Annotated in this window: 16 protein-coding genes; 3 read left to right on the top strand and 13 right to left on the bottom strand. The window is 62.0% G+C overall.

Features of this window, described 5'->3' with window-relative positions; genetic code table 11:
- Positions 1-23: 23 nt before the first annotated feature.
- From BMY45_RS22205 to BMY45_RS22195, 3 genes are all read right to left on the bottom strand, one after another.
- On the bottom strand, positions 24-620 hold the full coding sequence (locus tag BMY45_RS22205; RefSeq protein ID WP_092401546.1) for a YceI family protein: 597 nt from the start codon (positions 618-620) through the stop codon (positions 24-26).
- Between the two features lie 32 nt (positions 621-652).
- On the bottom strand, positions 653-1,204 hold the full coding sequence (locus BMY45_RS22200; protein WP_092401543.1) for a cytochrome b: 552 nt from the start codon (positions 1,202-1,204) through the stop codon (positions 653-655).
- Positions 1,205-1,526: 322 nt separating this feature from the next.
- The gene (locus BMY45_RS22195) at positions 1,527-3,263 is read right to left on the bottom strand and encodes a flavin monoamine oxidase family protein (protein ID WP_092401541.1); all 1,737 of its coding nucleotides are present in this window, start codon (positions 3,261-3,263) and stop codon (positions 1,527-1,529) included.
- 220 nt (positions 3,264-3,483) lie between these two features.
- Between BMY45_RS22195 and BMY45_RS22190 the strand changes: the two genes are divergently transcribed.
- Positions 3,484-4,890 (top strand): adenosylmethionine--8-amino-7-oxononanoate transaminase, encoded by a 1,407-nt coding sequence (locus BMY45_RS22190; RefSeq protein WP_092401538.1) that lies wholly within the window; start codon positions 3,484-3,486, stop codon positions 4,888-4,890.
- Positions 4,891-5,076: 186 nt separating this feature from the next.
- Positions 5,077-5,796, top strand: coding sequence for a 16S rRNA (uracil(1498)-N(3))-methyltransferase (locus BMY45_RS22185; RefSeq protein WP_092401535.1), 720 nt, complete (start codon positions 5,077-5,079; stop codon positions 5,794-5,796).
- 143 nt (positions 5,797-5,939) lie between these two features.
- Here BMY45_RS22185 and BMY45_RS22180 read toward each other — a convergent pair whose 3' ends face one another.
- The gene (locus tag BMY45_RS22180) at positions 5,940-6,557 is read right to left on the bottom strand and encodes a PAQR family membrane homeostasis protein TrhA (RefSeq protein ID WP_092401532.1); all 618 of its coding nucleotides are present in this window, start codon (positions 6,555-6,557) and stop codon (positions 5,940-5,942) included.
- 197 nt (positions 6,558-6,754) lie between these two features.
- Here BMY45_RS22180 and BMY45_RS22175 point away from each other — a divergent pair, with 197 nt between their 5' ends.
- On the top strand, positions 6,755-7,669 hold the full coding sequence (locus BMY45_RS22175; RefSeq protein ID WP_092401529.1) for a LysR family transcriptional regulator: 915 nt from the start codon (positions 6,755-6,757) through the stop codon (positions 7,667-7,669).
- A 118-nt stretch (positions 7,670-7,787) separates the two neighbouring features.
- On the opposite strand, the gene madM is transcribed toward BMY45_RS22175, so the two are convergent.
- The 9 genes from madM to mdcA all read right to left on the bottom strand — a co-directional run bounded on the left by madM (position 7,788) and on the right by mdcA (position 15,041).
- Positions 7,788-8,552, bottom strand: a complete 765-nt coding sequence (madM, locus tag BMY45_RS22170) for a malonate transporter subunit MadM (protein WP_092401675.1) — start codon at positions 8,550-8,552, stop codon at positions 7,788-7,790.
- 5 nt (positions 8,553-8,557) lie between these two features.
- Entirely contained in the window at positions 8,558-8,950 is a 393-nt protein-coding gene (madL, locus tag BMY45_RS22165) for a malonate transporter subunit MadL (protein WP_047226951.1), read from the bottom strand.
- A 67-nt stretch (positions 8,951-9,017) separates the two neighbouring features.
- A complete protein-coding gene (mdcH, locus tag BMY45_RS22160; RefSeq protein ID WP_092401526.1) occupies positions 9,018-9,938 on the bottom strand; it encodes a malonate decarboxylase subunit epsilon in 921 nt (306 codons plus the stop codon).
- Positions 9,935-10,558 carry a malonate decarboxylase holo-ACP synthase gene (locus tag BMY45_RS22155; protein ID WP_177193378.1) on the bottom strand — a complete coding sequence of 208 codons (624 nt, stop codon included), beginning with the start codon at positions 10,556-10,558 and terminating at the stop codon, positions 9,935-9,937. Before BMY45_RS22155 ends, mdcH begins: the two co-directional genes overlap by 4 nt.
- Entirely contained in the window at positions 10,552-11,355 is an 804-nt protein-coding gene (mdcE, locus tag BMY45_RS22150; protein WP_092401523.1) for a biotin-independent malonate decarboxylase subunit gamma, read from the bottom strand. The genes BMY45_RS22155 and mdcE overlap by 7 nt, the downstream gene beginning before the upstream one ends.
- A complete protein-coding gene (locus BMY45_RS22145; protein ID WP_092401520.1) occupies positions 11,352-12,203 on the bottom strand; it encodes a biotin-independent malonate decarboxylase subunit beta in 852 nt (283 codons plus the stop codon). Before BMY45_RS22145 ends, mdcE begins: the two co-directional genes overlap by 4 nt.
- Complete coding sequence (locus BMY45_RS22140) at positions 12,196-12,495, bottom strand: malonate decarboxylase subunit delta (RefSeq protein ID WP_047226946.1); 300 nt, start codon at positions 12,493-12,495, stop codon at positions 12,196-12,198. The genes BMY45_RS22145 and BMY45_RS22140 overlap by 8 nt, the downstream gene beginning before the upstream one ends.
- Complete coding sequence (locus BMY45_RS22135; protein ID WP_092401517.1) at positions 12,495-13,370, bottom strand: triphosphoribosyl-dephospho-CoA synthase; 876 nt, start codon at positions 13,368-13,370, stop codon at positions 12,495-12,497. Before BMY45_RS22135 ends, BMY45_RS22140 begins: the two co-directional genes overlap by 1 nt.
- On the bottom strand, positions 13,371-15,041 hold the full coding sequence (gene mdcA / locus BMY45_RS22130; protein WP_092401514.1) for a malonate decarboxylase subunit alpha: 1,671 nt from the start codon (positions 15,039-15,041) through the stop codon (positions 13,371-13,373). It abuts the gene before it with no gap.
- Between the last annotated feature and the right edge of the window lie 11 nt (positions 15,042-15,052).

Below are 15,052 nucleotides of genomic sequence, written 5' to 3'. Positions count from 1 at the left end.
CGTTTTTTTGTCAGGCGCGAATGTTACTTCGCTTGAACACCTTCAAACGTAACGTACAGCTCGACCACGTCGGACGCTGGGCCCAGGTCTTTCTGCTTGCCGAAATCGGAACGCTTGATGCTGGTGGTCCCTTCGAAGCCGGCACGGTAGCCGCCCCATGGGTCCTTGCCTTCACCCAGGAAGGTGGCCTTGACCACGACAGGCTTGGTCACGCCCAGCAGGGTCAGGTCACCGGCCACGTCGGCAGTTTCCTTGCCATCAGCGTTCTTGCCGGTGGACTTGACGCTGGTGGACACGAAGGTGGCCTTGGCGAATTTGCTCGCGTTCAAGAAGTCAGCACTGGCGATGTGCTTGTCGCGCTCGGCGTGGTTGGTGAACACGCTGGCGGTGTTCACGTTGAACTCGATCTTGCTGTCTTCAGGCTTGGCGGCGTCGAAACTGAACTTGCCGTCGATGTCCTTGAAGGTACCGGTGATGTAGCTATAACCCAAGTGGCTGATCTTGAAGTCGACAAAGGCGTGCTGGCCTTCCTTGTCGACCACATAGTCGGCAGCCATGGCCTGACCGGCCGACAGCAGGGCAGAACCGATTGCCAGGGCGGCGAGCGTTTTTTTCAACATGCTTTCTATTCCTTTGGAGTCGAGGTTGAACATCAGGCTTGGCGTCCCAGCATGCGCTTGAGGGTCGCGTCACGGTCGATAAAGTGGTGTTTCAATGCTGCCAACGCATGAAGGCCGGAAAAAATTACCAGCGCCCATGCCAGGTAGAAGTGGATCTGGCCGGCGACGTCTGCCTGATCGGGCAGTCCGGACACCAGCGCGGGTACTTCAAACAGTCCAAACACCGGAATCCCGACACCGTCTGCGGTGGAAATCAGGTAACCGGCAATCATCACGGCGAACAACCCGAGATACAGTGCGCTATGGCCAAGCTTGGCGCCGACGCGGGTCAGGCGGCCATAGGTTGGCAAGGTCGGTGGTGGCGGACTGACAAACCGCCAGACCACCCGCAGCAACATGACCGCCAGCAGCACCAAGCCAATGCTCTTGTGCAAGTCCGGCGCGTCTTTACGCCAGGAGCTGTAGTAATCCAAGCCGACCATCCACAGCCCCAGCGCGAACAGCCCGTACACCACCAGTGCAATGCCCCAGTGCAAAACGATGCTGACCCAGCCATAGCGAGAAGAAGAGTTGCGTAGCTGCATTGCTCATATCCTGTGAAAACTGCGACCAAGACTAGCGAGTTATCTATCGATTTAAAGCGGAAATTTTTGCTTTGAAATATCGAGAAATACGATGAAGAGTTTGGGTTTGATGGGTTAAGGAAAGATTAAAGCCAATACGATGCGTTATATCAGGGTGTCAGGGATTTACCAGGTGTGGGAAAGGGCCCTTTCGCGAGCAAGCCCGCTCCCACATTTTGGTCTACGTACGCATAACCCTGTGGGAGCGGGCTTGCTCGCGAATGCGATCTGTCAGGCAAAAAAAAGCGCGGCTGACTCACCGCGCTTTTTCTGGCACCGCCCTTTATTGCGCCTGGGTCTGCGTCGCAGCGGGCTTTGCCGCCGGTTTCTTCACCGGAGCGGCTTTCTTCACTGGCGTTTTTTTAGCCGGTGTCTTGGCCACCGGCTTTTTGGCCACTGGTTTGACCGTTGCTTTCTTCGCCGGCTCAACCTTGGCCGGGGCGACCGGTGCAGGCGCTTGAACGGGTGCAGGCGCTGGCACCGGGGCTGGCGCTGGAGCAGGCGCAATCGGCGCGGCGGCCTTGACCGGCTCCTTATCCGAGTCGCCCCCAAACAGGTTGGTGAAGAAATTGCCCTTCTTCGCCGCCACCGCACCGGCCGCTGCTGCCGCTGCCACCGGCACGACCTTGGCCGGTTCAAACGATTTGCCTGCCGCCAGGTCTTGAACCTGGCTGGCCGCCCGCTGACCGCTACGCAACGCGCCCTCCAGGGTGCCCGGATACAAGGTGTCGGTGTGTTCGCCGGCAAAGGCTACGCGCTGCAACGGCATTTCCCACAGGCGCCAGTACTTGCTGATCTGGCCCGGCCCAAAGGCCAGGTACGCGCCGCCCATGGACGGGTCGGTGCTGTAGCGGCGAATTTCATAACCGGTGAAGGCACCCCGAGCCTGCGGATAAAACGCGTGCAAGCGAATCAGCACCTGATCGGCCATCTGCTTGTCACCAAAGGCCTGCATCACCCGGGCGTTGTCGCCGGACAGGTTGACGACCACATTGGCGCCGCCCTTCATGGCCGGCTCGATCCACATCATGCCCAGGCCGGTGTTGCTGTAGATCTCACCCGACATGCGCGCCTTGCTGTCCCAGACCGGGGTCTTGAACTTGAGCATGATCTGGTCGCGCCAGCCGTAGTTGGTGCCCTTGATCGCGCCCTGATGCCGGGCGTCCAGGGCCGGGGTCAGCTGGATTTTGTTCAGGGCTCGCAACGGCACGGCCAGCACCACGTAGTCAGCTTGATAGCCGACGCTGCCAACCTTGACGGTGACGCCGTCCTTGTCTTGGGAGATGGCCGAGACGGGGGAGCTGGTCTTGATGGTTTTCAGTTGCTTGACGAAGGCCTGGGCCAACACAGGGCTGCCACCCAGCAGGCGCGCAGCGCGCAGGTCACGGTCGGACACACCACGGTAGACCCGGGTCTGCTGGGCAAAATACAGCAACGACAGCCGCGACGGTTCGTCATAGCGGGTGCGGATCTGCTGGTTCACCAACTGCCGCGCGGTGGCCGGCAATTGCAGACGGTCGAGCCAGTTGGAGACGCTGATCTGGTCCAGAGCGTGCAACGTGTTGTTGGCCGACGGATTCTGTGGGTCTTCAATGGAACGCGCCAGGTCGTCCAGGGTGGTTTCGTAGCGTTTGAGGGCTTCGGCCGTGGCCGGTTGCTTAGTCGTCAGGTCAGCGGCGGTGAAGTAGGTGCCGTCGATCAGATAGCTGGGGGTGCGCACGAACTCCGGGGCCGGTGTGGTGCTCAGCTTGAAGGTCGAGATGTACTTGTTCAGTACCGGCTGAGTTTTTTCGTTGCCGATCCATTCACTGGTGGCCATACCCGAACGACCGCCCAGGCTTGGCTTGGCTTCCAGCAGGGTTACCTGCCAGCCTTTGTTCTGCAGCTCGTAGGCCGCCGTGAGTCCGGCCAGGCCGCCGCCGATGACGATCACCGTCGGTTGCTTGTCCTTGGCCAGCGCACAAACGCTGAACAGCCCCATCACCACCAGCGCACAGGCGCGCAGCCAACCAGCAGACATTCAGCGAACTCCGGATTAAAACGCAGGAATCAGTTTGAGCCAGACAGGCTCTAGAGAACGGCGAAGAATACGTCAGCCATCAAAACGCCGCCAGCGACGTCTATCGACTCGTGCAAAGTAGCCGGGACGACACAATGGGTTGTCCCCAGGGCCGCCATTGCATAGGCTTGCGCGATTGTTTTGCCCGCGCCCGCCGCGAGCCGCCTCGAGGAGACTGTATATGGGCCTGAATAACCAGTGGATGCAACGCGACCTAGCGGTGCTGTGGCATCCCTGCACCCAGATGAAAGACCACGAAAAGCTGCCGCTGATCCCGATCAAGCGCGGTGAAGGCGTGTGGCTGGAAGACTTCGAAGGCAAGCGCTACCTCGATGCCGTCAGTTCCTGGTGGGTCAACGTGTTCGGCCATGCCAACCCGCGGATCAATCAGCGCATCAAGGACCAGGTCGATCAACTGGAGCATGTGATCCTCGCCGGCTTCAGTCACCAGCCGGTGATCGAGCTGTCCGAGCGCCTGGTGAAGATGACGCCTAAAGGTCTGACCCGGTGTTTCTACGCCGATAACGGCTCGTCCTGCATCGAAGTGGCGATGAAGATGAGCTTTCACTACTGGATCAATCGTGGCCAGCCGGCCAAGAAGCGCTTCGTCACCCTGAGCAACAGCTACCACGGCGAAACCATCGCGGCGATGTCGGTGGGCGACGTGCCGCTGTTCACCGAAACCTACAAGGCGTTGCTGCTGGACACGATCAAAGTGCCGAGCCCCGATTGCTACCACCGCCCTGAAGGCATGAGCTGGGAGGAGCATTCGCGCAACCTGTTTGCCGCGATGGAACAGACCTTGGCCGAACACCACGACACCGTGGCCGCCGTCATCGTCGAGCCGCTGATCCAGGGTGCCGGTGGCATGCGCATGTATCACCCGGTGTACCTGAAGCTGCTGCGCGAGGCGTGTGATCGCTATGGCGTGCACCTGATCCACGACGAAATCGCCGTCGGCTTCGGCCGCACCGGCACGATGTTCGCCTGTGAACAGGCCGGTATCACCCCAGACTTCCTCTGCCTGTCCAAGGCCCTGACCGGCGGCTACCTGCCGCTGGCGGCGTGCGTGACCACCGATGAGGTCTACAGCGCGTTCTACGACGACTACCCGACCCTGCGCGCCTTCCTGCATTCCCACAGCTACACGGGCAACCCGTTGGCCTGCGCGGCGGCCCTGGCGACGCTGGATATCTTCGAAGAAGACCACGTCATCGAAAACAACAAGGCCCTGGCCCAGCGCATGGCAAGCGCCACCGCGCACCTGGCCGATCACCCGAACGTGGCCGAAGTGCGCCAGACCGGCATGGTCCTGGCCATCGAGATGGTCAAGGACAAGGCGAGCAAGACCGCTTACCCCTGGCAGGAACGTCGCGGCCTGACGGTGTTCCAGCATGCCCTGGAACGCGGCGCGTTGCTGCGACCGCTGGGCAGCGTGGTGTATTTCCTGCCGCCGTATGTCATCACCCCCGAGCAAATCGACTTCCTGGCTGAAGTGGCCAGCGAGGGCATCGACATCGCCACCCGGGACCAGGTCAGCGTGGCGGTGCCGAAGGACTTTCATCCGGGGTTCCGGGATCCGGGTTAAAACCTCGGTGTTCTTGTTGGAATACTGGTGTGGTGAGGGGATTTATCCCCGCTGGGCTGCGAAGCAGCCCCAAATGCTTACAACGCGATTTGCCTGAAGTATCGGAATGTCCGGTTTTAGGGCTGCTTCGCAGCCCAGCGGGGATAAATCCCCTCACCACAGGTTTAACTTTTTCAGAGATTTGAAATGAGACTGTCCCGCTTCTTCATCGATGCCCCCCTCAGCCTCGGCGCTCACGAATTGCCCGAAGCCCAGGCCCACTACATCGGTCGGGTGCTGCGCATGGCCGAGGGCGATGCGGTGCAGGTGTTCGACGGCTCTGGCCAGGAATTTCGCGGCAGCCTGGCCGAAGTCGGCAAGAAACGCGTGCTTGTACAGTTGGACGAACAATTCGCCGGGCAGGTTGAATCGCCCCTGCGCATCCACCTCGGCCAGGGCCTGTCCAGGGGCGAGCGCATGGACTGGGCGATCCAGAAAGCTACCGAACTGGGCGTCAACGAGATCACACCGATTTTCAGCGAGCGCTGCGAAGTGCGCCTCAAGGACGAACGCGCCGACAAACGCCTGCTGCACTGGCGTCAGGTGGCGATCAGCGCTTGCGAGCAGTGCGGGCGCTCCACCGTACCGGTGATTCACCCGCCGCTGCTGCTGGCCGACTGGCTGAAGCAAACCGACGCCGAACTGAAACTGGTGCTGCACCCGGTGGCCGAGCCGTTGGTCAGCCATGCCAGACCGTCGAGCCTGGCCTTCCTGATCGGCCCCGAGGGTGGTTTGTCGGAGGCCGAAGTCCAGCAGGCCCAGACCGCCGGCTACCACGCCGCCCGACTCGGCCCGCGCGTGCTGCGCACTGAAACCGCACCGGTGGTGGCACTGGCCGTGGCACAGCAGTTGTGGGGGGATTTCTAACCCCCGCAGATTCTGCTGGCACTCAAGACCCATTGTGGGAGCGGGCTTGCTCGCGAATGCAATCTGTCAGTGACATCAATGTTGACTGACCCGCCGCGTTCGCGAGCAAGCCCGCTCCCACAGTAGAGCTACGGCGTTATGGGTCAGAGCACATAGAACAAGATCGCGACAAAGTGCAGCAAGCTGCCGGCGATCACAAACAAATGCCAGATGCCATGGGCGTGCCGCAACCGATGGTCCAGCGCGAAAAAGACAATGCCCACGGTGTACAGCACACCCCCCGAAGCCAGCCAGGCAAAGCCGGCGCTGCCCAAGGCGGCCAATAACGGTTTGATCGCCACCAGCACGATCCAGCCCATCACCGCGTAGATCACGATCGACAGGATGCGCGCTTCAGAGCGCGGCTTGATCTCCTGCAAGATCCCGATCAACGCCAGCCCCCAGACAATCCCAAACAAGGTCCAGCCCCACGGCCCGCGCAGGGTGACCAGGCAGAACGGCGTGTAGCTGCCAGCAATCAGCAGATAGATCGAAAAGTGATCGACCTTCTGCATGATTGCTTTCTTGCGCCCGCGCACGCTGTGGTAAACCGTCGAAGCGCTGTACAGCACCAGCAAGGTGAAACCGTAGATCGCCACGCTGACGATTTTCCACGCATCGCCCGTCATCCCGGCAATTACCAGCAACCACACCGCTCCGATAAAAGCCGCCACCGCCCCGACCAGGTGGGTCCAGGCGTTGAGTCGCTCTCCGTGATACATCCAGTCCCGCCTCACATTCCCTAACAGATGCCAAGGCTCAGGCCTGGCGCTACAAAGTGCAATGTTTTGCTCTCTGTGAGGGTAAGGTTTGCCCGCGATGAAGATAACGCAGTTTCTGAAAAACCGAGTCGCCTGTTTCGCGAGCAAGCTTTGCTCCCACAGGGCACAATCGGGCGATACGAATAAGAGTCCACCCCATGCTGATCGATGAAGAATTGACCCTGAAAAAACTCGAGGTGTTCCTGGCGTTCATGCGCACCGGCAATCTTGCGCGGGCGGCGGCCGAGTTACAGACCAGCAACGTCAGCGTACACCGGGCCATTCACTCGTTGGAAAGCGCCTTGCGCTGCCCGTTGTTCAAGCACGAGGGCCGCAACCTCACGCCCCTGGAAAGCGCTTACGTGCTGGAAGAACGCACACAGAAGCTGATTCAGGACGTGGTCGAAAGCGTGCGCCTGACCCGTGAGGCCGCCGGGTTTTCCGCGGAGCGTTTCAAGCTTGGCTCACTGTATTCGCTGACGGTAAAAACCGTACCGCAGTTGATCATGGGCCTGAAGATCCGCCGCAGCGAACTGAACATCGACCTGATCCTGGGCTCGAACATCGACCTGCTGTACAAGCTCAAGAACATGGAGGTGGACGCCATCCTGATCTCCCTGGACGACAGCGTGAACGATCCGGACTGTGAGCATATCGAGCTGTTTTCAGACGACATTTTTCTCGCCACGCCCGCCGATTCCGCCTTCGCCCAACGCAGTGAAGTGGACCTGTCCGAAGTGTGCAACGAAACCTTCATCACCCTGACCCAGGGCTTCGCCACTCATCAGGATGGTAATCGGGTGTTCAAGCAGGCGGGGTTCGAGCCGAAGGTGGCGATGCAGGTCAACGACATCTTCACCCTGCTGAGCATGGTCAGCTCCGGGGTCGGTTATGCGTTGCTGCCGGGACGGATTGCGGCGGTGTATGAAAACCGGGTGAAACTGATCCCATTGCAGGAAAAGTATCGGCTGCAGCAGCACATTGGCGTGGTATTCCTGAAGGCCAAGGAGCGCGATCCGAATTTGCTCGCGCTTTTGGCTGAGTGCCGGATGTATGCCAATCGCCAGGCTTGAGACCGAGTCCCCTTCATCGCGAGCAGGCTCGCTCCCACACGGGATTGTGAACACCGATCCAATGTGGGAGCGAGCCTGCTCGCGATGAGGACAGCCCGCTCAGCGAAGATTCAAAGCCTTACCCCAACAACCCCCGCATGATCAGATACAACAGCGAAGGCCCGAGCAAACACCCGAGCGCGGTATAGAACGCCGCCGTCAGGCAACCATACGGCACCAGTTTCGGATCGGTGGCCGCCAGGCCGCCGGCCACGCCGCTGGAAGTGCCCATCAACCCGCCAAAGATCACCGCACTGCGCGGATTGTTAAGACCAATCAAAGGTGCCACGAACGGCGTCGCCACCATCACCAGGATCGCTTTGATCAAACCGGCGGCGATGGACAGCGCCATCACCTCGGAACTGGCACCGATCGCCGCACCAGTCACCGGCCCGACGATGTAGGTCACTGCCCCAGCGCCGATGGTGGTCAGGCTCACCGCATCGGTGTAACCGAAGGCCATCGCCACGCCGACACCGGCGATGAACGAGGTGGCCACCCCGACGAACAGGGCCAGTACCCCGACGTAACCCGCGCGCTTGAGTTCCTCGACACTCACCCCAAACGCCGTGGCGACAATGGCAAAGTCCCGCAGCATGGCGCCGCCCAGCAGGCCGATACCCGAGAGCAGCGGAATGTCGACTACACCCTTCTGCCCGCCGGTCATCGCACCGCCGATATACGACAGCACTAACCCCAGAAGAATCGCGATGGCCGAACCGTGCAGGCGACCCTTAGTGAACGTGTCGCTGATCCAGTACGACACCCACATGGTGATGCCGACAATCGCAAAGCCACTGAGCAGACCGTAGCCGGTGATCACTTTCATCAATGATTCGTACATGGCAATCACCCAACCGTCTTAGCGGAAACATCGGTTTCAGGCCCTTTGTTGCCGATGCGCACCAGTACCGGCACCATCGCAAAGGCAATCACCACCGCCAGGGTCCCGGCCAGAATCGCCATTGGCCCGCCCTTGAGCGCGCCATAGACGTTTTGCTGAGCGGCCATCGCGACCACGATGGGAATGTAGATCGCACTCCAGAATTCCACGCCGGCTTCGGACTTGCCCTTGAACAGGCCGCGTTTGCTCAGGTAACTGCCCAGGCCGATCAACAGCAGCATCGCAATGCCGACACCGCCGACGTTGGCCGGCACGCCGATCAGTTTGCCCAGCAGCTCACCGATGAAAATACCCGCCAGGGTACAAAAGGCCAAAAACGCCACACCGTAAATAATCATTGTTGTAGTCCTCAAAGTGCATCGTCGAAGTTGTTGTTTTTGTGCTTCGCCAGCTTGAGTCGGTGGTTTAGGGTCGGCGGCGTCCCTCCTCTCTGAGCAGCGTCTGCAAGGTGTCCAGGCGCGCACCGTCGAAAGCGATGACGGTGCCCTGCTCGAACACCCGGCGCGCCAGTCCCGTCAGAACCGCACCGGGCGGCAGTTCGATCTGTAACCGCACGCCTCGCTCGTAGGCGCTTTGCACCGTGCCGCGCCAATCCACCACACGGCACATGTTGAAAGCCAGGTCCTCACGCAAGGCGTCGGTGTTCACCACGGGCCGGGCACGACTGCCGCTCAGATAACCCAAAGCGGGCGCTTTCAACGGCACCTCGGCAAACGCCTGGGCCAGTGCCCGGGCCGGGGCCTCCAGCAACGGACAGTGGGACGGGACGCTTACCGCCAGCCGACACGCTTTCGCGGCGCCCTGGCTGCGTGCCTTCTCGGCGACGATGCCCATGGCCTCGTCACTGCCAGCAATGACCACCTGGTTATCGGCATTGATGTTGGCCAGGTAAACCGGCGTCATGGCGCTGTGCACCTGCGCGAGCAACACCTCCACTGTCGCCAGCTCAAGGCCGATTATCGCCGTCATGCCATAGCCTCGCGGATACGCCTGCTGCATCAGTTCGCCCCGCAGGCTGACCAGCCGCAATGCATCATCAAACTCCAGTGCACCGGCCACCACCGCCGCCGGGTACGCGCCAATGGACAGGCCCGCAACGTAATCCGGCACAGGTGCCTGTTCCAGCAATTGCCGGGCTGCCGCGACACCCGCGATCAACAGACACAGTTGCACGGCTCGGGTCGATTGCAACGCCTCGGTGCTGTCCAACTGTCGTACGTTTTCGCCCAGCACTTCACCGGCCTGTTCCAGCAGTTGCGGCGACACGCCCTGGAGCATGCCCGCCCGCTGCGCACCCTGGCCGGGGAATACCAAGAGGCTGCTCACGCCACTTGCTCCAGCGACGGTTGCCACGGATCGGTCACCAGACGTGCCTGACGATTATCCTTGAGCAACACCCGTCGCGCCGAGCCGGCCCACTCGCGCAGGGCAACAGCGCCGAAGGGGGTTTGCAGTTGCATATCCACGGCGCACGTCGAACCGTCCAGTTGCGCCAACAAATCCCGGGCCTCAATACGATCCAGCGGCTGCGGTGTGCGCAGGATCAAATCCAGGTCACTGCGCGCATGCAGCGCCTCGATGCCACTGGCCAGTTCAAATCCGGCGCTGCCGCTGACACCCCAGATCCAGCCGCTGGCATCCAGCATCGGCCGCAATTGCGCGAGCGCCTGCAACGCCGGCACGTCACGGCGCAATGCGACATGGCAAAGCTCCTCGGGGCGCACCCGGCGCTGGATCGCCGCCACCGGCATCGACGTGGCATAACGCTGTTCCCGCGAAACTCCCCGCACACCCACGGCAATGTGTCCCGGCGCGGTGATCGCTCGCCGCACCACCACCGGTTGCCCAAGGCTGAGGGAGTCAATGACCCACGCCGGCGCATCCGCAGGCAACGGCTGTGGAGTCATCCCCCACAGCAGGTCGTGGGCCAGAAAGGTGCTCACCACTGTGCTCTCAACAATTGGCGAACAGTGCTGGAAGCCGCACGATGCGTCGCCCCGAGGCGGCTGCTCAAGTCCCGAGGCGCGTCTGCCACTTCGTTGATCGCCTGTTGCAGACAATCTCTGACCCGTGCCAGATCCGCCGCGTTTGGCTGCTCGATCTGCTCCACCGACAGGGTTTCCCACAGCAAACCGAGGCTGGCGAAACTGTCGATGTCATAGGCCATCGGCGGCACGCTGGCGGCCAGGGCCTCAAGCTCTTCGACGCTGCGCAGGGTCACCCGCGCCGCCGAGGCTTTGCCCATGGCGTGGACCATCACACCCGGGTCGCGCAAAGCGATCAACCGGTTGGCCTGATAACCGTGGGCCAGGAACGCCCCGGACATGGCCTTGCCCACCAGCAAACCGATCACCGGATGCCCGGCCAGCCGCGCTCGGGCATAACTGTCCGCCGCACCGGCCAAGGCCTGATGAATACCCAGGGCTTCTTCACGACGACCATAGGCCTGGCTCGGCACATCGACGATGGCAATCAGCGCGCGCTTGTGGGGGGCATCGCGGTCGGCATCGATAGCCTCGTCCACGGCTTTGGCCAGGCCCCAACCTTCGAGCAAACCGACTTCGCCGTTGCGAGCACGGGGAAAGCGACTGTCGGGATCCGCCACCACCGCCAGCAGGCGCACGTTTTGCTCGCCCAGGGTGACGTCAGCAACTTTCAACGAAGCCGGCAAGCCTTCCAATGGCGTGGCGTTGCCACTCAAGGCCTCGAACCAGCGCAAGCCTCTCAACGAATACGAATTCATGGGCGTTCTCCCTGATACAACTGGCGAACCGCGGCCGGTTCGATTTGCACTTCAGTGTCCAGTCGGGCCAAACGTTGCAGGAACACCTCGGCCTGACCGCTGCGATGCTGGGCGGGTACGCCCAAGTGCAACAACTGGCTGACGTGCTCGCGGATCTGCGCCACGTCATCGGCCACATAGCGGTCCACCAACCCGGTGGCGAAGCGTTGCTCACCGCCGGTCAGGCTCCAGATGAACGGCCGATCACGGGAATCGTACTCGTCGATCCCGGCCTCCTGCTCGATCACTTGCGGACCGTTCAGGCCCAGCCGCGCTTCCTGGGTCACCAGCAGATAGCTGCACAGTCCGGCGGCGATGGACATACCGCCAAAACAACCGACGCTGCCGGCCACCACACCGATGACGGGCTGGTACTGGCGCAGGTCGACAATCGCCGAATGAATCTCGGCAATCGCCGCCAGCCCCAGATTGGCCTCCTGCAGACGCACGCCGCCGGTTTCCAGCAGCAACACGGCGCGGGTCGGGATGCCTTTGCGGTTGTCCTCGGCGGCCAGCTCCAGCGCTCCGGCAATCTTCGCCCCGCCGACTTCGCCAAGACTGCCGCCCTGGAACGCGCCTTCGATGGCCGCGATCACCACCGGCAGGCCATCGAGCAAGCCCTTGGCGATCACCACACCGTCGTCGCTTTGCGGCACCACGCCCTGACGCAGCAGCCAGGGCGACATGATTCGCTGGAAGGGGTCGAGCAGTTCACGGAACGAACCGTTATCCAGCAAGGCTTTGGCCCGTTGCCGGGCACCCAGCTCGACAAAGCTGTGTTTGTTGAGCAACGCTGCGCTGTCAGTCATGGCCGATCTCCTCGAAGCCCTGTTCCAGGCGCAACCGCACCACACCAGGGGTGGCACCGAAATCATGGATGTCGATCGCCAGGGCCGGCGGCATCTGGCCGTCGAACATGCGGGCGAACAGATGTTGCCAGCGTTGTTCACTGCCGTTGACCGAGGTCTGCACCTGAATGGTCAACTTGCCCGCCAGGCCCGGCTCGATCAGCACTTCCAGGTCACCCGAGCCGACGCAGCCCACCAGCGCCCGGCCCCGTGGCGGCTGCCCGGCGGGAAATTCAAAGGATAAGGTTTGCATCAGCACACTCCTGGGAAGAGGCCATCGCCGCGCTCGATTCGGTCGAGGAACAGGCAGGCGGCGAGCAAATCGGCAGCGCCACCGGGCGAGGCGTTCATGGCAATCAATTGTTGGTCCAGCGCATGCAACTGGCGACGACCGCCCAGGCTGGCGCTGCCACCGGCGTCGAGCACCGCTCTGGCGCCGTGCTGCATGGCCTGCAAACCGGGCTCACCGGCGCGGTAGAGCACGCAGGTGTCGGCCAACGTTGTCATGATCGCCAGCAAAGCATCGAGCCGGGCATTCTGTTCGCCCGCCCCCGCCGCGCGACTGCGCTTGAGTTGTGGCAGGCCCAGGCCGGTGACGGCCGGGAATGCCAGTTGCGCTTCTTCCCGGGCGCCTCGCACGCCATAGCGTTGAGCCACTTGGGCGCCATGGCTGAAGGGGTTGGGTGCGTAGCGATCGTTGAGCAAGGCCAGCCGAGCGGCACGTAAAGTGACGGCGCTGGCGACGCTGGACTCAGGTTCCAGTGCGGCCGCAGCCACCAACAGACCCAAAGCCCAGATCGCGCCACGGTGGGTGTTCACACCGTCGGTGGTAGCGAGCATCGCCGCTTCCCCTTCACGGCCGATCCGCCCAAGAGCTTCGCGCAACGGCAGGCCGATCTCGCCGTATTCAAGGGCGGCGTCGGCCATTTCCTTGAATGCCGGCCACAGCGACAATGCCGAAGCGTGCATCAGACCCAGGTGCAGATCGGTGTGGGCGCCATTGCCGCGCCGATCCACCAAGGCCGGTTTGGGTGACAGGTCGGCTTCGTCGATCAGCGCGTCCACCGCCATATCCGCCAAGCGCTCGGCCAAGGACAATTTTTTCGGTTGCAGGTTGAAGGCGTGCATTTACCAACTCCTGAACTTGGCGGGCGGGTTGTAGAGGCCACCGGACCACTCGACCAGATCAGCCACGCTCTTGGCGGCGAGCAACTCGCGGGTGGCGTCGGTGCGACGAATGCCGAGGTCTTCAGGCAAGGCAATCAAGCCTTCGCGGCGCATACGGGCAGTGTCTTTCGGGTTATGGCGCAAACCGATTGCTGTGACCCCGGCCACGGCGGCGATCATTGCCTGGCGCTCCTCCAGAGAGCGGGCCTTGTACAGGTAAGCGATGCCCTCCTCGGTGAGCAGGTGGGTGACGTCGTCGCCGTAGATCATGATCGGTGCCAGGGGCATGCCGGCTTTTTTCGCCACCTCCACCGCGTCGAGGGTTTCGACGAAGGTGGGTTTGCCACCCTCCTGGAAGGTCTCGACCATCTGCACCACCAGTTTCTTGCCCCGCTCAAGCAGCGGCGCCTCGCCATCGCCGTGGCGCATGTCGAGCCAGGCCGGTGTGCCGTGACGGCGACCGCGCGGGTCATGGCCCATGTTCGGCGCACCGCCGAAACCGGCCAGTCTGCCACGGGTTACCGTCGAAGAATGTCCGTCGCCGTCCACCTGCAAAGTGGCGCCGATAAATAGGTCCACCGCGTATTGCCCGGCCAGTTGGCAGACCATGCGGTTGGAGCGCAGCGAACCGTCATGACCGGTGAAGAACACGTCCGGCCGCGCGGCAATGTAGTTTTCCATGCCCAGTTCGGTGCCAAAGCAATGCACGCTTTCGACCCAGCCGCTTTCGATGGCCGGGATCAGGGTTGGATGGGGATTGAGGGTCCAGTTACGGCAGATCTTGCCCTTCAAACCCAGGGACTCGCCGTAGGTTGGCAGGATCAGCTCGATGGCGGCGGTGTTGAAGCCGATGCCGTGATTGAGCGACTGGACGTTGTGCTTCTCGTAGATCCCGCGGATCGCCATCATCGCCATCAACACATGCACCGGCTTGATGTGGCGCGGGTCGCGGGTGAACAGCGGTTCGATGTAGAACGGCTTGTCGGCCACCACCACAAAATCGACCCAGGATGCCGGGATATCAACCCTCGGCAGGTCGCTGACGTCGTCCACCAACTGGTTGACCTGGACAATGACAATCCCGTCGCTGAACGCCGCCGGCTCAATCAGCGCAGGGGTGTCTTCGGTACTGGGGCCGGTGTAGATATTGCCAGCACGGTCGGCCATGAACCCGGCCGAGAGCACCACGTTGGGAATCAGGTCCACCACCAGCCGGGCATAGAGCTCGATGTAGGTGTGGATCGCGCCGATCTCCAGCAGGCCATCTTCGAGCAACTGGCTGATGCGCAGGCTCTGGGTGCCGGCGAAGGAAAAATCCAGCTTGCGGGCAATGCCGCGTTCGAACAGGTCCAGGTGTTCGGAGCGGCCGACGCTGGGCATGATCATGTGCAGGTCGTGCAGCTTCGCCGGGTCGACTTTGGCCAGAGAGCGCGATAGAAAATCCGCCTGCTTCTGGTTATTGCCTTCCAGCACCACGTGATCGCCCGGAAGGATCAACGCCTCCAGCGCCGCAACGATCTTGTCGGTGGGCAACACCACACCGTCGGCAAGCCCCTTCACCAGCTCGAGACGCCGCTGCTTTTCGCAACGCCGCCGCGTCCAGCGCGAGTCGGGGGATATTGTTGTTGTCATGACCACTCCAC

Source organism: Pseudomonas sp. NFACC39-1, from assembly GCF_900110355.1.
Classification (GTDB): Bacteria; Pseudomonadota; Gammaproteobacteria; order Pseudomonadales; family Pseudomonadaceae; genus Aquipseudomonas; species Aquipseudomonas tehranensis.
The sequence above is the reverse complement of the archived record's forward strand: the minus strand, read 5'-3'. Positions and strand labels throughout refer to the sequence as shown.